Origin of the sequence: Mesorhizobium sp. M0317, assembly GCF_040321555.1 — a bacterium.
Lineage (GTDB): Bacteria > Pseudomonadota > Alphaproteobacteria > Rhizobiales > Rhizobiaceae > Mesorhizobium.
In genome coordinates, this window is the sequence record NZ_JAMYRV010000015.1 from 55,472 (window position 1) to 74,457 (window position 18,986).

13 protein-coding genes are annotated in these 18,986 nt (G+C 63.6%); 3 read left to right on the top strand and 10 right to left on the bottom strand.

Going from position 1 to position 18,986, the window contains the following annotated elements:
* Positions 1 to 34 precede the first annotated feature (34 nt).
* Both NKI88_RS13500 and gyrB read left to right on the top strand, forming a co-directional pair.
* Positions 35 to 2,665, top strand: a complete 2,631-nt coding sequence (locus tag NKI88_RS13500) for a caspase family protein (protein WP_352655585.1) — start codon at positions 35 to 37, stop codon at positions 2,663 to 2,665.
* A 145-nt stretch (positions 2,666 to 2,810) separates the two neighbouring features.
* Positions 2,811 to 5,282 carry a DNA topoisomerase (ATP-hydrolyzing) subunit B gene (gyrB, locus tag NKI88_RS13505; protein WP_023725945.1) on the top strand — a complete coding sequence of 824 codons (2,472 nt, stop codon included), beginning with the start codon at positions 2,811 to 2,813 and terminating at the stop codon, positions 5,280 to 5,282.
* A gap of 36 nt (positions 5,283 to 5,318) precedes the next feature.
* Here the strand turns inward: gyrB and NKI88_RS13510 are convergent, their stop codons facing one another.
* Together NKI88_RS13510 and NKI88_RS13515 are read right to left on the bottom strand one after the other, a co-directional pair.
* Entirely contained in the window at positions 5,319 to 5,525 is a 207-nt protein-coding gene (locus NKI88_RS13510; protein ID WP_352655587.1) for a hypothetical protein, read from the bottom strand.
* Entirely contained in the window at positions 5,522 to 6,766 is a 1,245-nt protein-coding gene (locus NKI88_RS13515) for a hypothetical protein (protein ID WP_352655589.1), read from the bottom strand. The genes NKI88_RS13510 and NKI88_RS13515 overlap by 4 nt, the downstream gene beginning before the upstream one ends.
* A 332-nt stretch (positions 6,767 to 7,098) precedes the next feature.
* Between NKI88_RS13515 and NKI88_RS13520 the strand changes: the two genes are divergently transcribed.
* Positions 7,099 to 8,016: a membrane protein gene (locus NKI88_RS13520; RefSeq protein ID WP_023725943.1), complete on the top strand. Its 918-nt coding sequence runs from the start codon at positions 7,099 to 7,101 to the stop codon at positions 8,014 to 8,016.
* Positions 8,017 to 8,108: 92 nt separating this feature from the next.
* On the opposite strand, the gene NKI88_RS13525 is transcribed toward NKI88_RS13520, so the two are convergent.
* The 8 genes from NKI88_RS13525 to NKI88_RS13560 form a co-directional block, all read right to left on the bottom strand.
* A complete protein-coding gene (locus NKI88_RS13525; protein WP_023671337.1) occupies positions 8,109 to 9,506 on the bottom strand; it encodes an NAD(P)(+) transhydrogenase (Re/Si-specific) subunit beta in 1,398 nt (465 codons plus the stop codon).
* A 6-nt stretch (positions 9,507 to 9,512) separates the two neighbouring features.
* Positions 9,513 to 9,938: a proton-translocating transhydrogenase family protein gene (locus NKI88_RS13530; RefSeq protein WP_032885960.1), complete on the bottom strand. Its 426-nt coding sequence runs from the start codon at positions 9,936 to 9,938 to the stop codon at positions 9,513 to 9,515.
* Entirely contained in the window at positions 9,938 to 11,215 is a 1,278-nt protein-coding gene (locus tag NKI88_RS13535; RefSeq protein ID WP_352655591.1) for a Re/Si-specific NAD(P)(+) transhydrogenase subunit alpha, read from the bottom strand. The genes NKI88_RS13530 and NKI88_RS13535 overlap by 1 nt, the downstream gene beginning before the upstream one ends.
* 102 nt (positions 11,216 to 11,317) lie before the next feature.
* Positions 11,318 to 11,542 carry an aa3-type cytochrome c oxidase subunit IV gene (locus tag NKI88_RS13540; RefSeq protein WP_023671340.1) on the bottom strand — a complete coding sequence of 75 codons (225 nt, stop codon included), beginning with the start codon at positions 11,540 to 11,542 and terminating at the stop codon, positions 11,318 to 11,320.
* Positions 11,543 to 11,706: 164 nt separating this feature from the next.
* Positions 11,707 to 11,856, bottom strand: coding sequence for a DUF3096 domain-containing protein (locus NKI88_RS13545; protein ID WP_023671341.1), 150 nt, complete (start codon positions 11,854 to 11,856; stop codon positions 11,707 to 11,709).
* A gap of 104 nt (positions 11,857 to 11,960) precedes the next feature.
* Positions 11,961 to 12,728 (bottom strand): N-acyl amino acid synthase FeeM domain-containing protein, encoded by a 768-nt coding sequence (locus tag NKI88_RS13550; RefSeq protein WP_023671342.1) that lies wholly within the window; start codon positions 12,726 to 12,728, stop codon positions 11,961 to 11,963.
* A 167-nt stretch (positions 12,729 to 12,895) separates the two neighbouring features.
* The gene (locus tag NKI88_RS13555; protein WP_502909458.1) at positions 12,896 to 15,238 is read right to left on the bottom strand and encodes a putative bifunctional diguanylate cyclase/phosphodiesterase; all 2,343 of its coding nucleotides are present in this window, start codon (positions 15,236 to 15,238) and stop codon (positions 12,896 to 12,898) included.
* A 112-nt stretch (positions 15,239 to 15,350) separates the two neighbouring features.
* Positions 15,351 to 18,821, bottom strand: a complete 3,471-nt coding sequence (locus tag NKI88_RS13560) for an indolepyruvate ferredoxin oxidoreductase family protein (RefSeq protein WP_352655593.1) — start codon at positions 18,819 to 18,821, stop codon at positions 15,351 to 15,353.
* Positions 18,822 to 18,986 lie beyond the last annotated feature (165 nt).

Sequence of the window (18,986 nt, forward strand, 5' to 3'; positions counted from 1 at the left end):
GGTCGGCAGGTGACTGAGCCGGGGGCGGTTCGATTTGCGCCTGTTGTTTGCCTTGCTGTTGATGCTTGCGACCACCGCCACAGCGGTGGCGGAGCGGCGCGTGGCGTTGGTCATTGCCGAGGACCACTACCGGCTGGTGCGGCCGCTGGCCAATCCGGTCAATGATGGCGCGGCGATGGAAGCGGCGCTGAAGACGCTTGGATTCGAGGTCGTTCTCGAAACCAACCGTGATCTCAGGCGCATGCGCCGGGCTCTCGACGATTTTCGCGAGGACGCCATGGGCGCCGACGTGGCGCTGGTGTATTTCTCCGGCCATGGCGTCGAAATCTCCGGCGACAACCGTCTTCTGCCGGTCGATGCCGATGCCTCCTCGCTCGACCAGCTGGAGAAGACCAGCCTGCCGCTGGAGGAAGTGCGCGATGCGGTTGCCGCCACGGCGAAGGTCGGGCTGATCGTGCTCGACGCCTGCCGCAGCGATCCGTTCACAGGCGGCAACGGCGAGGGGCGTGGCGCCACATCGCTGATCAAGGACCTGGTGGACAAGATCAAGCCGGGCCTCGGACGCGTCGGCAAGGCGGAAAACATCCTGTTCGCCTTTTCGGCGGCGCCCGGCGAGACGGCTGCCGACGGTACCGGTGCGAATTCGCCCTTTACAGCGGCGCTGATCAAATACCTCGGCACCGACGGGCTCGAAATCCGCTCGGTGCTGACGCTGGTGCAGCAGGAGGTCTACGACCTTTCGCGCGGAAAACAGCTGCCCTACGTCGAGAGCGGGCTGCCGAAGCTGTTCTTCGCCTCGGCGGCCAAGGAACAACTGCCGGAGCGCGAGCGGCTGTTGCTTGCCATGGCCGATGTGACGCCGGAAATGCGCGGCGCGGTCGAACGGGTCGCCAGCGATGCCGACATGCCGCTGGCGCCGCTCTATGGCGCGCTGATCAGTTCCGACACCAGCCATCTCTCCGGCGAAAGCCTGGACGCCAAGCTGCGCGAGGCGGCCGACGCCTTCGTCAAGGTGCGCGGCGAGATGAAGACGCTGGCCGCCGACGACCCGCAGGTGACCGAACTGCGCCGCCAGGCCGAGGAACAGTTGGCGCTCGGCGCTTTCGATGGTGCACGCGTGATCCTCGCCAAGGCCGCCGACGTCGACAATGTCTCGCGCCAGGCGTTGAAGGCCAATTTCGTCAGCCGCACCCTGTCCGAAGCCGCGACGCGATTTCTCTCAGGCGGCGCGGCGCGTGCCACCCTGGACTATGCAACCGCCATCAAGGACTATGAAACGGTGCTGGCGCTCTATGGCGAAGCCGGGCAGACCTCGCTCAGCCTGGAACAGGCCGACCGCCAAAGCCGCACGCTGGAAGAGCTCGGCATCCTCTACACAACGGTCGGCAACACCGACGCCGCCGGCCGCGCCTTTGCGGCGCTGGTCGCCAATCTTGAGCAGCGAGCGCGCCAGGAAACCGATCCGAGCGTCAAGCGCGACCTGGCCATCGGCCATATCAAGTTCGCCAACATCAAGATGGCGCAAGGCGATCTGCCGGCCTCCCTGCAAAACTATGAGGCGGCCAGGGACATGTTGCAGGGCCTGACCACAAACGTGCCGGACAAGAAGGACTGGCTCGGCGATCTCGCCATGGCCCATGATAAGATCGGCAATGTGCTGGCCACGCAAGGCGATGTGGGTGCGGCAGCCCAAGCCTACCAGCAAAGCCTGTCCATCAAGCAGCAATTGGCCGATGCCGAGCCGAACAGCGTCTATCTGCTGCGCGACCTGACCATTACCTACGACGAAATCGGCGGTCTTGCCCGCACCGCCGGCCAGCTGGATGGCGCCCAGACTGCATTCGAAGAGAGCCTGAGAATTCGGCTGGCGCTGGCGCAGAACAACCCCGACGACCCCAGGCATCAGCGCGCCGTCTCCGTCAGCTACACCAGGATCGGCGACGTCCTGCGCGAGCGTGGCGACGCTGCGGGCGCGCTCGACGCCTACAACAAGAGCCAAATAATCGCCGAAGCGCTGGTGCGCCGCGACTCAAACGACACCGATTTGAAGCGCGACCTGTCGGTCGGTTACGCCAAGATTGGCAATGCTTACGGCGACCAGAAGGACTGGCCACTCGCGTTGGACGCCTACCAGCAGGCGCTGGCCACGGCGCGAGACCTTGCCGCCGGCGACCCAGGCAACACCGATTGGCAGCGCGACCTGTCGGTCTGTCTGGAAAAAATTGCCGGCGTGTTTGATGCCCAGGGCGATATCGCCGGTGCTTTGCAGAACTACCAGGACAGTCTCGTCATTGCCAACCGGTTGGCAAAGCTCGACCCGGGCAATTCCGACTGGCAGCGCGACCTGTCGATCACGTTCGAGGAAATAGGCCTGCTGGAGACCAAGCAGCGCCACTATGAGGGCTCGAAGAAGGCCTTCGAAGCCAGCCTGGCCATCCGCCAGCGGTTGGCCCTGTCCGATCCGGACAATGCGATCTGGCGATTCGATCTGGTACAGGCCTACATCAACTATGCCTATGTGGCGAAGAATCCGAAGGCTGTGTTGTCGCAGGCGCTAGACCTGACGCTGGAGCTTGACCGAACAGGCAAACTGGCGCCGAGGGACAAACCCACGATCAAATATCTGCGCGGTCTTCTGGCCAAATTGAAAGCCGCGAAAAAATAGCCGGCTGCCAGCTCGGGGTTCAGCCCTGAAATGCCCGCAAACCTTGGAAAAACCGCCTTTTGCGCCTATATCTAGGACATCAAAGCGGCGTGATTCGAAGCTATTTTTTCGCGCTGAGCATGCGGCATCAATCAGACAGGTTTTCATGAGCGATCAAAGCGACAACGCCAACGGCGCTGAGGCCGAATACGGCGCCGATTCCATCAAGGTTTTGAAGGGATTGGACGCTGTCCGCAAGCGGCCGGGCATGTATATCGGCGATACCGACGACGGCTCGGGCCTGCATCACATGGTCTATGAGGTGGTCGACAATGCCATCGACGAGGCGCTGGCCGGCCATGCCGACCTCGTCACGGTGACGCTCAATCCCGACGGTTCGGTCACCGTTATCGACAATGGCCGCGGGATTCCGACCGATATCCACACCGGAGAAGGCATTTCGGCGGCCGAAGTGATCATGACCCAGCTGCATGCCGGCGGCAAATTCGACCAGAATTCCTACAAGGTGTCCGGCGGCCTGCACGGCGTCGGCGTCTCGGTGGTCAATGCGTTGTCGGCTTGGCTGAAGCTGAAAATCCGCCGCAACGGCCAGATTTTCGAGATGAGCTTCACGCATGGCAATGCCGATGCGCCGCTCAAGGCCACCGGCAGCTATGAGCAGAACAAGCAGCCCGGCACCTATGAGGGCCGCAGCGGTTCCGAAATCACCTTCTTTCCGTCGTCCGAAACCTTCACGATGGTCGAGTTCGACTTCGGCACGCTGGAGCACCGGCTGCGCGAGCTCGCCTTCCTGAATTCCGGCGTGCGCATCATTTTGACCGATGCCCGCCATGCCGATCTCGTGCGTCACGAACTGCACTATGATGGCGGCCTGGAAGAGTTCGTCAAATACCTCGACCGGGTCAAGAAACCGCTGATCGACAAGCCGATCGCCATCAAGGCCGAGCGCGACGGCATCACCGTCGAAGTGGCGATGTGGTGGAACGACAGCTACCACGAGAACGTGCTGGCCTTCACCAACAACATCCCGCAGCGCGATGGCGGCACCCATCTGGCCGGCTTCCGTGGCGCGCTGACGCGCCAGATCACCGGCTATGGCGAATCGTCGGGCCTGACCAAGAAGGAAAAGGTGGCGCTGATCGGCGACGACTGCCGCGAAGGCCTGACGGCGGTGCTGTCGGTCAAGGTTCCCGACCCGAAATTCTCCTCCCAGACCAAGGACAAGCTGGTCTCGTCGGAAGTCCGCCCGGTGGTCGAAGGCCTGGTCAACGAGGCGCTTGGCACCTGGCTGGAAGAACACCCCAGCGAGGGCAAGGTGGTTATCGACAAGGTGATCCAGGCGGCCGCGGCGCGCGAAGCCGCGCGCAAGGCCCGCGACATCACCCGCAAAAGCTCGCTCGGCGTCACCTCTCTGCCCGGCAAGCTTGCCGACTGCCAGGAACGCGACCCGGCGAAATCCGAAATCTTCATCGTCGAGGGTGACTCGGCCGGCGGCTCCGCCAAGGGCGGCCGTTCGCGCCAGAACCAGGCGATCCTGCCGCTGCGCGGCAAGATCCTCAATGTCGAGCGCGCCCGCTTCGACCGCATGCTAGGCTCCGAGATGATCGGCACGCTGATCACCGCGCTCGGCACCTCGATCGGCAAGGACGAGTTCAACGCCGACAAATTGCGCTACCACAAGATCATCCTGATGACCGACGCCGACGTCGACGGCGCCCATATCAGGACCTTGCTGCTCACCTTCTTCTTCCGCCAGATGCCGGAGCTGATCGAGCGCGGCCATCTCTACATCGCCCAGCCGCCGCTCTACAAAGTGACGCGCGGAAAAAGCTCGCAATACATCAAGGACGAGAGCGCCTTCGAGGAATTCCTGATCGGCTCCGGGCTGGAAGAGGCGTCGCTGACGCTTGCCTCCGGCGAGGCGCGGGCCGGACAGGATCTGCGCGGCTCGATCGACGATGCACTGGCAGTACGCCAGCTCATCAACGGGCTGCATACGCGCTACAACAGGGGTGTGGTCGAACAGGCGGCGATCGCCGGCGCGCTCAATGCCGATGTGCTGAACGATCTCGGCCGCGCCAACGCCATGGCCGAACGCGTCGCCCAGCGCCTCGACATCATCGCCGAGGACACCGAGCGCGGCTGGACCGGCCGGCTGTCGACCTCCAATGAGGGCGTCGGCGGCTACGTGTTCGAGCGCACGGTGCGCAGCGTCAAGGAATTCGCGCAGCTCGATGCCGGGCTGATAAATTCAGCCGACGCACGCCAGCTCGACCGCTATGCCCCGCGCCTCATGGAAGTCTATGGCGAGCCGCCGGTGCTGCGCCGCAAGGATGTCTCCGAAACCATTTCGGGGCCGCTGGCGCTGCTCAACGCGGTGTTTGCGACCGGCCGCAAGGGCCTGACCATGCAGCGCTACAAGGGCCTCGGCGAGATGAATGCCGAGCAGCTGTGGGAAACCACGCTCGACCCGAATGTGCGCTCGCTGCTGCAGGTCAAGGTCAATGACGCTACCGATGCGGATTCGCTGTTTTCGCGGCTGATGGGCGACGAGGTCGAACCGCGGCGCGAATTCATCCAGGACAACGCGCTGTCAGTTGCCAATCTGGACATTTGAGGGCTGGGGGCCTTGCCGCCGGAGCTCCACTCCGGGTCAGGCCTTTGGGTCCAGCTTCCGACCAAGGTCCACCGCGTCGCGCAGCACTTGCAGATGCGAGCGCGGCGCGGTGCCCGCCGGCAGGGCGATTTCGACGCCGTTTGCCGTCGATGACCAATAAAGCGTGTGGGTGAAGATACGGCCAAGTGAGCTGCGAAGCTCGACCTGGATGTTCTCCACACCGGGGCCGAAATTTTCCGTCATCGGACCGGAAATCGGATCGCCTGTCGCCCAGCCATTGCCGCGGTCGTAGACGTTCGTCCAGCGCGTTGCCGCAAACACCGCGCCATGATGCACCGCGCGCTGCGCCTTGCCTGCTTGGCTGTGCCTTCCTGGTAAAGCACGGTGCCGCCGGCGCGCCCGTCATCGGCAATCGGCGGGCAGGCCGAGAACAGGCGCTCGGCAAGGCCACGCCTGAATTCCGCGAGATTGTAGGTCACCAGGAATTCGCTGTGGGAGAGCGGACTGCCAAGCGTGACGAAATCGCTGATCTTCCAGGGCAGCGGGTGGTCGGCGTCCTTGGTCCGAAGCTGCTGGTAGAGCGCCCATTGGCCGCGCCGGAACCCGGCGAGGTCTTCAAGATTGTTTGGCCACGCTGACCCATCAGAGCCGAGCGTTGCCTTGTCGATGGCCTCGACCGCCGCCAGTTTGGCCTTGTCGCGGACCGCTTCCAGCCTTCGCGGCCGGAACTCGGCCCACAGGATCTGCAGCAAATCATAGGCGATGATCGACCCAAGGCTGTGCGAGACCAGCACGATGCGGTCGTAAGCATCGTCCTTCATCAGCGTCTTGAGCAACGTCAGGCCTCTGTCGCGGATCAGCGCACGCTTCTCGATCGTCGCCGCCTCGGCGCGCACATAAGCGGCGACGTCACCGAAATAGGGCAGGGCGAACTGATCCACCGCCCAGATGACAAAAGAAGCGAGGGTGGTGATCATCAGGCCGGTCGTCAAGGTAACGGCCTGTTGCCAGACCGATGTTGCCAGCACGAGTGCTGCGCCCAGAATGACGATAACGATCAGAAGTGTGGCGACGTAAAGCTTGCGGACGTCGGGCGGAATGTCGGCGGGCTTGCGCCACAACAGGTTCGTCACCCAGGCGGCCAGCCGGCCGCGCGTCGTGCCTTGCGTGATGTCGGCCCAATAAAGCTCGTAGAAATCGGTACGGCGGCCATCGACGTCGTAGGGCGTGGTGATGCGGCGCAGCTCGTGTGACTTGGTCCGGCTGTCGGGCGTGATCCAGCTCTGGTTGATCGTGGCGCCGGAAACGGCCGGATCGGGAATCTGGGCGTAGGGTGGAGCACGGGTGGGATCGCTGCTCCAGACCGCCTGGACGAATCCCCTCAGCGTACCCATCGGCCGCTGCTCGCCCATGCCGTGCACGATCACCACCGCCTGGCCGGGCTGCGCCTTTTTGTAAGCCAGCGATGCGACAGTCTTGGGCATCAGCGTCTCCGTTGACGACATCCGACGGCGGGAGTCGCTCATGCTACCCCCGGCTCACCGAGCCAACAATACACGGCAGCCCATGTGGAACTCCGTGAACCAATCCACAGTTTCGCAGTCGTGCCTCGGGCCGCGCGGAAAATAGTTCCGTTCCCGGCAAGCAAATCATTTCATTGCCCTTCGGAACGGAAATCGCTCAGGAACATTGTGACGACATCGATTAATTTCTCGCAGGGAGGCTCTTTATGGGACGCGGTATTTTGCTCTGGTTGCTCGGTATTCCGATCCCGATCATCATTCTCATCATGCTGTTCGTACGGTAGGAGGCGTCGATGCAGTCCACCGTGTCGGCTGTCGACGTATCCGCCTCAACAGAATCCTCCGCCCCGGCCGTCAGCTGGGGTCCGATCATCGCCGGCGCCTTCGCGGCCTCGACGCTGACCTTCATCCTCATGCTGCTCGGTTCGGGGCTGGGGCTGACCATGGTCTCGCCGTGGTCCGGCGCCAGTGCCTCGCTGACCACCTTCGCGGTGTCCGGCGCCATCTGGCTCATCATCGTGCAATGGCTGTCCTCCGGGGTCGGTGGCTATCTTGCCGGACGCCTGCGCACCAAATGGGTCGGCATCCACACCGACGAGGTCTATTTCCGTGACACCGCGCACGGCCTCCTCGCCTGGGCGCTGGCGACATTGCTGGTCGTCGGCATTCTCGGGTCGGCGCTGTCGGCAGTGCTTGGTTCAGGCGTGCAGGCGGCTTCTACTGTTGCCTCGGGCGCCGCCATGGGTGCTTCGGCCGGCGCGTCCGCCAATGCCGGCAGCGCACCGGCCGACAATGCGACATCCTATCTTGTGGATACGCTGTTCCGTCCGGCTGATGCCGCCAGGCTCGCGGCGGCCAATCCGGACAGCGATGCGGCTGCGGCCGGGCAGGCTTCGCGCATCCTCGTCGCCAGTGCGGCGGCAGGCGAAATTTCGGCTGACGACAAGACCTATCTGTCGCAGCTGGTCGCCGCCCGCACCGGGCTTTCCGAGGCTGACGCCAAGGCGCGTGTCGACGCCCTGGTGGCCAGGGTCGAGGACGCCAAGGTCAAGGCCAAGCAGGCCGCCGACGCCGCACGGAAAGGCAGCGCCACCTTCGCCCTGCTTGGCGCCCTGTCGCTGGTTATCGGCGCCTTCATCGCCAGCGCTGCGGCAGCACTGGGCGGCAGGCAGCGCGACGACGAGGAAGCGGTTTTCCTGACCAGCCGCTGAACCGGTCTTCAACATCGAAAAGCCCGGTCGAACCGGGCTTTTTTGTTTCCGATGATGGACCGACAACCTTCCAGTGGAAGGTTGCGGCGGGGTCAGTGATCCATGGCCTTGACGATTTCCTCGGTCATCTTCTTGGCGTCGCCGAGCAGCATCATGGTGCCGTCCTTGTAGAACAGCGTGTTGTCGATGCCGGCGTAGCCCGAGCCGAGCGAGCGCTTGACGAACAGGCAGGTGCGGGCCTTGTCGACGTCGAGGATCGGCATACCGTAGATCGGCGACGACTTGTCGTCGCGGGCGGACGGATTGGTGACGTCATTGGCGCCGATGACATAGGCGACATCGGCCTGCGCGAACTCGGAGTTGATATCTTCCAGTTCGAACACTTCGTCATAGGGAACATTGGCTTCGGCGAGCAGCACGTTCATGTGGCCGGGCATGCGGCCGGCCACGGGGTGGATGGCGTATTTGACATCCACGCCATTGGCCTTGAGCTTGTCGGCCATTTCGCGCAGCGCGTGCTGGGCCTGGGCGACCGCCATGCCGTAGCCCGGCACGATGATGACCTTCTGTGCGTTCATCATCAGATAGGCAGCGTCGTCGGCCGAGCCCTGCTTGACCGTGCGTTCGATGCCGTCATCGGCAACCGCCGCGGTCTCGCCGCCGAAGCCGCCGAGGATGACCGAGATGAACGACCGGTTCATGCCCTTGCACATGATGTAGGACAGGATGGCGCCGGACGAGCCGACCAGCGCGCCGGTGATGATCAACGCCAGATTGCCAAGCGTGAAGCCGAGTGCCGCGGCGGCCCAGCCGGAATAGGAATTCAGCATCGAGACGACGACCGGCATGTCGGCGCCGCCGATCGGGATGATCAAGAGGACGCCGAGCGCCAGCGACGCCGCGACGATGAGCCAGAACACCAGCTTGGCCTCGGTGGTGACCAGAAGCACGATCAGCACGATCAGCGCGATGCCGAGGACCGCGTTGATGATGTGACGGCCGCCGATCATGATCGGCTTGCCCGACATGCGGCCATCGAGCTTGAGGAAGGCGATGACGGAGCCGGTGAAAGTGATGGCGCCGATGGCAACGCCAAGGCTCATCTCGATCAGCGCCTGGGCGTGGATGTCGCCATTGGTGCCGATGCCGAAACTTTCCGGCGCGTAGATGGCGGCTGCCGCGACCATGACGGCGGCAAGGCCGACCAGCGAGTGGAAGGCGGCGACCAGCTGCGGCATCGACGTCATGGCGATGCGGCGCGCTGTAACGGCGCCGACGCCGCCGCCGATGGCCAGACCAAGCACGATCAGGCCAAAGCGCCCGGCGGACGGAGTCGCCAGCGCCAGCGTGGTGGCGATGGCAATGCCCATGCCGATCATGCCGTAGAGATTGCCTTGGCGGCTGGTGGTCGGATGCGACAGGCCGCGCAGCGCCATGATGAACAGGACGCCGGAGACCAGGTAGAGGAAGGACGCGAAGTTGGCGTTCATGGCTCTCTACCGGTCCTTCTTCTTGTACATGGCCAGCATGCGCTGGGTGACCAGGAAGCCGCCAAAGATGTTGACCGAGACCAGCATCAGCGCGACGAAGCCGAAGCCGGTGGCAATGCCGGAGGCCGAGATGCCGACGGCCAGCAGCGCGCCGACGACGATGACCGAGGAGATGGCGTTGGTGACCGCCATCAGCGGCGTGTGCAGCGCCGGCGTCACCGACCAGACGACGTAGTATCCGACGAATATCGCAAGTACGAAGATGGCGAAGCGGAAGACGAAGGGATCGATGGCGCCGCCGGACAGTGCGTGCGCGGCATCGCCCGCCGCATCGGCGCCACCGGGCGCGTTGGCCAGGTTCTGCACAGCCAGCCGGACGGCGGCACTTGCCTGGTCGAGCTGATCGAGGGCTTTCTGCAAGGTCTGATCCATCACGCGATCCCCTTCGGCTTGGCGGCGGACTTGCCGGCAGTGGCTTTGTCGGACGCCTTTTTCGGTGCAGCCTTCTTCGGCGTGGCATCAGCCACCATGGTCTCGGCCGGAATGGCCGCCGGTTCGACATGGGGCTGTTCCGCCGCCTTGGCGAAGGCTGGATGCACCACGCGGCCAGCGTCGGTCAGCATCGTCGCCTTGACCAGATCGTCTTCGCGGTTGATGGCGAGCGTCTTGCTGGTCTTGTCGACCAGCGTCTCGAGGAAGGCGAACAGGTTCCTGGCGTAGAGCAGCGAGGCCGATGCGGCGACGCGGCCGGGCACGTTGAGGTGGCCGACGATTTTCACGCCATTGGCCGTGGTCACCACCTGGCCTGCAACTGCGCCTTCGACATTGCCGCCGCGCTCGACGGCGAGGTCGACGATCACCGAGCCCGGCTTCATCGAGGCGACCATCGCCGCCGACACCAGCTTCGGCGCCGGACGGCCGGGGATCAGCGCCGTGGTGATGACGATGTCCTGCTTGGCGATGTGCTCAGCGGTGAGCGCTGCCTGCTTGGCCTGGTACTCCTTCGACATTTCCTTGGCGTAGCCGCCGGCGGTCTCGGCCGCCTTGAACTCCTCGTCCTCGACGGCGAGGAACTTTGCGCCGAGCGACGCCACCTGTTCCTTGGCGGCGGGACGAACGTCGGTGGCGGTGACGACGGCGCCGAGACGGCGCGCCGTGGCGATCGCCTGCAGGCCGGCAACGCCGACGCCCATAATGAAGATCTTCGCCGCCGGCACGGTGCCGGCCGCCGTCATCATCATCGGCAGCGCGCGGTCATACTCCGATGCGCCGTCGATCACGGCCTGGTAGCCGGCGAGATTGGCCTGCGACGACAGCACGTCCATCGACTGGGCGCGGGTGATGCGCGGCATGAATTCCATCGAGAAGGCGGTGACCCCAGCCTCGGCAAGCGCCGCGACCGCCGCGTCATTGCCGTAGGGATCCATGATGGCGATGACCGCCGCACCCGATTTGTAGCCCTTCAGCTCGGCGTCGGTCGGCCGGCGCACCTTCAGCACCACATCCGCCCGGCTCGCATCCGAAGCCTTGCCGATCGCGGCGCCCGCCTTGGCGAACTCCTCATCTGGAATGCGCGACCTGGTGCCGGCGCCTGTCTCGACGGTGACGTCGAAGCCCAGCGCCGCCAGCCGCTTCACGGTATCGGGCGAGGCCGCCACACGAGGCTCGCTGGCATCGGGCTCGCGAGGGATGAAAACCGTCTGTCCCACCGCATGATCCTTTCGGCTGGAACCTGTTTGCGCAAGAGTGCGGCTTTGCGAAAGAGTGCGGCCGGATGTCCGGCTACACCCCCTGGCAAGGGTCTGAAGAGACTATCGGAGAATGAAGGCGCCGAGGGCGAGGATCAGCACGAACAGGATGGTCGCGGAGAAGAAGCCGCCTGCGAAGAAGCCGAAAGCCATGGCCAGGAGCAGGGCGCCGCAGAACAGCGAGCCGTATTTGGCCAGCGCCAGAAAGCCATGATAGGTGCGGTCATGTTCGGCATAGTCCATCTTCGCGCCCAGTTCGACAGGACCGGTCGGCGTGTGATCAGCCATAGGAATACCCCTTCGAAGACATCTTTGAGGCACATAGCGAAAAGCCGGGCCAAGAGCAATGGCGCTATTGCCGCACGACCAGTGACAACAGCCTCAAAGGAATGTTGAAAGCCGGCGGCAGGGCTTGTCGCCGGCCTAACGTCGAACGTTGAGGGTTTTGCGTTTCAACCGGCTAGATGCGGAAACAGCCCGAGCAGCCCAATGACGATCAGATAGAGCGCGACGATGTAGTTGAGCAGCCGCGGCATCACCAGGATCAGCACGCCGGCAATCAGCGAGATCAGCGGGGTCAGTGCTAGCTCGGGAATATGCATGTCGGTTCCTTTCTATGGCCGCATCGGGGTCGTGACGTCCAGAACGCGGAAGCGGCCGGAAAGCTCCTCGCACCGGGCGCTAAAGTGCGCCGGTTTTGCCGACATTACGCTGCTTCGCGAAAATATTTGGCGGTGGGCAGGATGGTCAGCGGCGCGAGCTCGCCGGCCGGCGCCTTGGCAAACAGCATACGCCGCTCCAGCGCCGTCGACTGGAAGAAGGGAAAGCGCTCCAGCGTCGGGGCCATGTTCTGCTCGCAGATCGATTCATAGAAGAAGATCGGCATGGTGAAGGGCGGGTAGAGGCGCGGCTCGCCGACCTGCACCGATCCGAAGATGCGATGGTAGAAGGCCGTGTGCTCCTCGCGGATCATCGAAATGCAGCTGGTGGCGTTGAAGAAGGTGTTGGCGATAACCGCGAGCCGCAGCGTGACATAAGGCAGGGCGCGGTTGGCCGACGACATTTGCGGATCGATCGCCAACCGGCTCGGGTCGATGAAGGTCTCACCGCGCGCCAGCCGCAGCAGCAGCCGATCGCCGAAAACGGTCATGATCGGCGCTTCGGGGGTCTCACGGGTCAGATGGTGAAGCCTGACGGTGCTGACCAGCTCGCCATCCATGAAGACGCCGAAACAGTAGCAATTGCGCACTTCGTCAAGGTGATCGACGAGCTTCTGTTCGGTAATGGTGTCAAGCAGGCCGTGTGTATGAAAGGCCTTGTAGCGCAGCCGGTAGACCGCTTCGAGATCCTCGCCGCTTTCGCAGCGCCGGTATTCGACACGCTCGAGAACGTCGAGGACGTTGCGGGCGAACAAGGAAGGCGGGCCGGATTTGACTGCCGCACCCGAAAGCACACCTGACTGATGCGTGTCCATTACTTCCCCTCGTACCGCCGCAGGAGAACAATACCGGACGACCGAAGGAACAAGAAGATGAAACTCTAATCGTCTATGTTTACCGATCATTAACCTTAACAATCAGTTAACGCCTAGACAATACAACGCTTTTTAGACGGGCTTTTCAAGCGCAATTTAATGACGGGTCAGGGCGTGGCGAGTTTTGCCGCCGGCCGCAGCTCGGCGGCGAAAGGCCAGGTCACGTTGGACATGGTCTCTATGCCCGAGGCACTGAGTGCTGCGCCAAACAGGAAGCCCTGGACGAGGTCCGGCTTGACCGAATGCACCAGGATCTTCAGCTGTTCGAAGGTTTCCACGCCTTCGATGGTGACGGTCAGCCCGAGCACGCGAGTCAGGTCGACGATGCCCTTCAACAAGTCGAGCGAACGCTTGTTCTGGGTCACGTCCATCAGGAACGAACGGTCGATCTTGATCTTGTCGAGCGGCAGCTTGTGGAGGTAGCTCAGGCTTGAATAGCCGGTGCCGAAATCGTCGAGCGCAATGCGCACGCCAAGCTGCTTCAGTTCCTCGATATACTGGCGCGTTAGCGATTTGTCGTCGAGCAGCGCGGTTTCGGTGACTTCGATCTCGAGGCGGCCGGCGGCGAGCCCCGAAGTGGCAAGCGCGTCGCGAACCTTCTGGACGACGTCGCGGTTGCGGAAATCCTTGGCCGAAAGGTTGACCGAGACGCTGGTCTGGCCCGGCCATTTTGCGCATTCGGCGCAGGCAGCCGCGAGCACAAAAGTGCTGATCTCGGAAATGATGCCCATTTCTTCGGCCAGCGGAATGAAGATGCTGGGCGAAACCGGCCCGAGATCGGGATGATCCCAGCGGCACAGCGCCTCGCAACTGGCGATGCGCATGGTGTTCATCGCCACGATCGGCTGATAGACCACCCGCAGCGCCTTGCCTTCGACCGCCGTGCGCAGATCGGCCTTCATCAGCTGGCGGTTGCGGAACGCCGCATCCATCGCTGCCTCGAACAGCCGCCAGTTGTTCTTGCCGAGTTCCTTGGCCTTGTAGAGCGCCAGATCGGCCTTGACGATCATGGCGTCGACATCGGTGTCGTCGACCCTGGACAGCACGGCGCCCGCGCTTGCCTGGATGCGCAGACCGTGGCCTGCGACGTCGACCTCGCCCTGCAGATCGGCAAAGATCTGGTCGAGCAGGCCCGTCAGATGGCTTTCATCCTCGACGCGGTCGAAGAAGATCATGAACTCGTCGCCGCCGAAACGGCTGACATTGACGCCTTGCCCGGCGACGGTCGCCAGCCGCTCGGCAACGGCATAGATAAGTCCGTCGCCGACCGGATGGCCGAGGGTGTCGTTGACGCTCTTGAAATCGTCGAGATCGAGCACCGCCAGGGCGCACAGGCGGTCGCGGCTGCCCGACGCCATGGCCTCGCCGACCAGCTCATGGAAATACGCGCGGTTCGGCAGGCCGGTAAGGCTGTCATAGCGCGCCATGAAGCGGATTTTTTCCTCAGCCTCGACGCGGGCGGTGACGTCCTCGAAGGTGATGACACCGAGATCCTGATTGCCTTCGCGGGCCGAGAACTCGTAGTGCTGGCCATTGGAGAAGGAGACCAGCACCTTGCGGTCGCGGCCCTCGCGCAAGGCGCGCGTCAGCTGCGCTTCGACATAACGACAGTCTTTCGGCGCCAGCATGCCTCCGGCGACGCCGCGCAGGAGCAGCGAATGGATCGACCGCCCGAGCAGTTGGTCGGGCGAGCGCAGCGACATCAGATGCGCGGCTTCGGCATTGCCGACCACGACCTTGCCGTCGGGGCCGAGCATGACCAGGCCATGCGACATGGTGTTGAGCGCGCGGTTGAAGCGCTCGGCGAGCCTGGCGGCCGTCTTGCGCTCCGAAATGGCGTTGAACAGCACGGTGCGGACGTGGCTGGCCATCCGGGTGATGATGAAGATGAACGGCACGATGTAGAGGCCGAGGATGAAATCGCCGAGATGTCCCTTGAGCATCAGCCCGACCGCGATCGGCAGCACCACCGTGAAGGCCTGCACCGCAACCATGGTCTTGGAGCCGTAATTGCGGCCGACAATGGTCACCGTCGAGCCCATTATAACGGCGATGGCGGCGCTTTCCCCGAAGACATCGGGAATGAGATAGATTGAGGTGAAGCAGAAAAGCCCCATGAAGAAAGCCTGGATGGTGCCGCCAACCAGGTAGTAGCGTTCCCACTTCTTGGCTTGTTCATAAGTTTCGAAACTGCCTATGCGCAGGCCTTTGCGGATGCCGTAGTAACGGTAAAGCCCCGCCCCAAGCATAAGCGCGGCCAATGCAAGATAGGCCGGATGCCCCGAGGTAAAATAAACCAGAATGCCGATGAGGCCATGGCAAAATGCGCCAATCAGCAGGATCCCGGGATCGTTGAACAACGATCGCACGAACCCAGCATAGACGTCCTCACCTATCTCTGCGGCTTTGTTTTCTTGCATGGCCTGCGGTGTCGCACGAACCGCAGTCATGTCACATTCGCCTTAAGAAAGGTTTAGAGATGCCGTTTCGACGCTTGGCGTCAAGTCGGCTCCACCGGCGTAAACCGCGAAAATTCGTGTTCAGGTAAACAAGGCGTATCGATCACTCGGCGGCCTGAAGTTCAGGCCGCGCCGGCGTGTTGGCCAGCCGCTCGACAAGCCTTGTGCGCTCGCCCTCGGCCTTTTCGGCGCTGGCTTGCCTGACATGGCCGTAGCCGCGAATGAGCGCCGGCACTGAGGCAAGGGCGATGGCGGCCTCGATCCTGCCTGGCGCAAGTGCCTTGGCGACAAGCTCCAGATCGGCCTCATAGCGGGCCAGAAGCTGCCGCTCCATGCGCCGCTCGGTGCTGTAGCCGAACACGTCGAAGGCCGTGCCGCGCAGGCCTTTCAGCGCGGCCAGCAGGCGAAATCCCTTCATCATCCACGGGCCGAAGCTCGATTTCCTCGGCTTGCCGTCATTGCCGCGCCTGCCCATGATCGGCGGCGCCAGATGAAATTCGAGCTTTTCGTAGCTCTGGAACTGTTTTGACAGCTCCATAGCGAAGGAGCCGTCAGTGTAGAGCCGCGCCACCTCGTATTCGTCCTTGATCGCCATCAGCTTGAACAGATTTTTGGCGGCTGCCTCGGTCACCGCGGTCGAGCCGGGCACGGCCTTTGCCTCGGCGGCACGCAGGACCGCCAGCCGCTCGACATAGCGCCTGCCATAGGCGGCATTCTGATAGGCAGAGAGGAAAGCGACGCGGCGGGCGATGATATCGTCCAGCGTCTCGGCGATCTCAGTGGCCTTGCTCGGTTGCGCGATGAGGCCGCGCACAAACTCCGGCTGATGCGCGGCGCGCCGGCCCCAGCGGAAGGCGGCGATGTTCATCGCCACCGCCTCGCCATTCAATTCAATCGCTCTTTCAACGGCTTGCGCGGACAGCGGCAGCCCGCCATGCTGGAAAGCGAAGCCGAGCATGAACATGTTGGCGCCGAGCGAATTGCCGAACAATTGGGTGGCGGTGCGCGTGGCGTCGAAGAAATGCGTCTTGTCTTCGCCTGCAGCAGCACGGATCGCCTTCTTCAGGCGCTCGATGGGCAGCGAGAAATCGGCCGAGCGGGCGAATTCGCCAGGCATGATCTCGGCAGTGTTGGCAAGGAAGATGGTATGGCCTTCGCGCACCGCGCCAAGCACCTTCTTGGCGCCCGAGACGACGAGGTCGCAGCCGAGTACCAGGTCGGCCTTGCCGGCCGAAACGCGGATCGCGTGGATGTCGTCCGGCGTGCGGGCGATGCGGACATGGGTGAACACCGAACCGCCCTTCTGGGCGAGGCCGGCCATGTCGATCATGCCGCAGCCCTTGTCCTCGAGATGGGCGGCCATACCGAGCACAGCACCTATGGTGACGACGCCGGTGCCGCCGACGCCGTCGATGATCGCCGCCCAACCCTCGCTACCGAGCGGGAATTCGGCTGGCACCGGCACGCCGTCAAGCGGGTCGGAGCGCCCGGCAATGCCTTCGGCCTTCCTGATCTTGGCGCCGTGCACGGTGACGAAGGACGGGCAGAAGCCGTTGACGCAGGAGAAGTCCTTGTTGCAGCTCGACTGGTCTATTCTGCGCTTGCGGCCGAACTCGGTTTCGACCGGCTGGATCGAGACGCAGTTCGATTGCACCCCGCAATCGCCGCAGCCCTCGCAGACCAGTTCGTTGATGAAGACCCGCTTGTCGGGATCCGGGAAGGTGCCGCGCTTGCGGCGGCGGCGCTTTTCGGCGGCGCAGGTCTGGTCGTAGAGCAGCACCGAGACGCCCTCGACGTCGCGCAGCTCGCGCTGGACGAGGTCGAGGTCGTCGCGGTGGTGGATGGTGGCGCCGGAGGGGAATTCGGCCTTCCCCGCATATTTGTCCGGCTCGTCGGTGACGATGGCGATGCGCTCGACGCCTTCGGCGCGCACCTGCCTGGCGATCATGTCGACAGTCAGGCCGCCCTCATGCGGCTGGCCGCCGGTCATGGCGACGGCGTCGTTGTAGAGGATCTTGTAGGTGATGTTGGCATCGGTCGACAGCGCGAAGCGGATCGCCAGCGTGCCGGAGTGATTGTAGGTCCCGTCGCCGAGATTCTGGAAAATGTGGCCGCGCTTGGAGAATGGCGCCTGGCCGACCCATTGTGCGCCCTCGCCGCCCATGGCGGTGAAGCCGACCGTGTTGCGGTCCATCCACAGCGCCATGAAATGGCAGCCGATACCGGCGGCGGCGATCGAGCCGACCGGCACCTTGGTCGAGGAATTGTGCGGGCAGCCGGAGCAGAAGAACGGCGTGCGCGAACCGATATCGCTGGTGTCGGCAAGCATCGCCTGGAACTGGCGCAGCTTTGCCACCTTGGCAGTGATCTCTTCCGAAGGGCCGATTGTGCGCAGGATGCGCTCGCCCAGCGCAATGGCGATCTCGTTGGGGTCGAGCGCGCCCTTGGCCGGGAACAGCCAGTCGCCGCGCTCGTCCTTCTTGCCGACGATCATCGGCTGGGTGGCGGTGCCGTAGAGGTTTTCGCGCAGTTGCACCTCGATCAGCGAGCGCTTCTCCTCGACGACGACGATGGTGTCGAGGCCGCGGGCGAATTCGGCGATATGCTGCAGGTCGAGCGGCCATGGGCAACCGACCTTGAACAGGCGGATGCCGATGCGGCCGGCGGCGGCCTCGTCGATGCCGATGTCTTCCAGCGCCTGGCGGACATCGAGATAGCTCTTGCCGAGCGTGATGATACCGAGCTTCGGCGCGCGGCCGCCCGAATAGACGATGCGGTTCAGGCCGTTGGCATGGATGAAGGCGGATGCAGCGGCGCGCTTGTATTCATGCAGCCGCTCCTCCTGGCCGAGCATGTCGATCTCATCGCGGATGTTGAGGCCGCCGGGCGGCATATCGAACTCCGGCACGACGATGTTCAGGCGCTCGAGCGCGGCATCGACGGAGGCCGTGGATTCGATGTTGTCCTTGACGCATTTGATAGCCGCCCAGGTGCCGGCGAAGCGCGACATGGCAAAGCCGTAGAGGCCGTAGTCGATGATCTCCTGAACGCCGGCCGGGTTGAGGATCGGCACCATGGTGTCGACGAACAGGAATTCGGTGGCGTGCGCATTGGTCGATGATTCGGCCATATGGTCGTCGCCCATCAGCGCAAGCACGCCGCCATGCTTCGACGATCCCGCGAGGTTGGCGTGGCGGAAAACGTCGCCGGAGCGGTCGACTCCCGGCCCCTTGCCGTACCAGACCGAAAACACGCCGTCATGCGTGCCTTCACCCAGCAATCCCGCCTGCTGAGAGCCCCAGCAGGCGGTGGCGGCAAGCTCCTCGTTGAGGCCGGGCTGGAAAACGATGTCGGCCTGCGCCAGCTGCTTTTTCGCCCGCCACAGCTGCATGTCGAGGCCGCCGAGCGGCGAGCCGCGATAACCGGACACGAAGCCGGCCGTGTTGAGGCCGGCCCGTCGGTCGCGCTCGCGCTGCATCAAAAGCATGCGGATGACCGCCTGTGCGCCGGACAGGAAGATGCGCTCCTTACAAAGATCGAACTTGTCGTCGAGCGCGACGTCGTGCAGCGTCATCAGGCATTTCCTCTGCGGAGGCAGCACCGGGGGCGCGCAGCCAACGTAGGAGTGAGATGGCGCAGTCTTTCTCCGCTTGCAAGGCAGGTCAAACGAAATCGAAAGTGCCAGGCAAAGCGCAACGAACGATCCGCTGCCGTCGCGTATCCGGCACGAAATCGGTCC

Coding starts and splice junctions, on each gene's coding strand:
- NKI88_RS13530 (WP_032885960.1), bottom strand. CDS start 9,938: ATGGATCAGACCTTGCAGAAAGCCCTCGATCAGCTCGACCAGGCAAGT.
- gyrB (WP_023725945.1), top strand. CDS start 2,811: ATGAGCGATCAAAGCGACAACGCCAACGGCGCTGAGGCCGAATACGGC.
- NKI88_RS13540 (WP_023671340.1), bottom strand. CDS start 11,542: ATGGCTGATCACACGCCGACCGGTCCTGTCGAACTGGGCGCGAAGATG.
- NKI88_RS13510 (WP_352655587.1), bottom strand. CDS start 5,525: ATGACGGAAAATTTCGGCCCCGGTGTGGAGAACATCCAGGTCGAGCTT.
- NKI88_RS13515 (WP_352655589.1), bottom strand. CDS start 6,766: ATGCCCAAGACTGTCGCATCGCTGGCTTACAAAAAGGCGCAGCCCGGC.
- NKI88_RS13520 (WP_023725943.1), top strand. CDS start 7,099: ATGCAGTCCACCGTGTCGGCTGTCGACGTATCCGCCTCAACAGAATCC.
- NKI88_RS13525 (WP_023671337.1), bottom strand. CDS start 9,506: ATGAACGCCAACTTCGCGTCCTTCCTCTACCTGGTCTCCGGCGTCCTG.
- NKI88_RS13560 (WP_352655593.1), bottom strand. CDS start 18,821: ATGACGCTGCACGACGTCGCGCTCGACGACAAGTTCGATCTTTGTAAG.
- NKI88_RS13545 (WP_023671341.1), bottom strand. CDS start 11,856: ATGCATATTCCCGAGCTAGCACTGACCCCGCTGATCTCGCTGATTGCC.
- NKI88_RS13555 (WP_502909458.1), bottom strand. CDS start 15,238: ATGACTGCGGTTCGTGCGACACCGCAGGCCATGCAAGAAAACAAAGCC.
- NKI88_RS13550 (WP_023671342.1), bottom strand. CDS start 12,728: ATGGACACGCATCAGTCAGGTGTGCTTTCGGGTGCGGCAGTCAAATCC.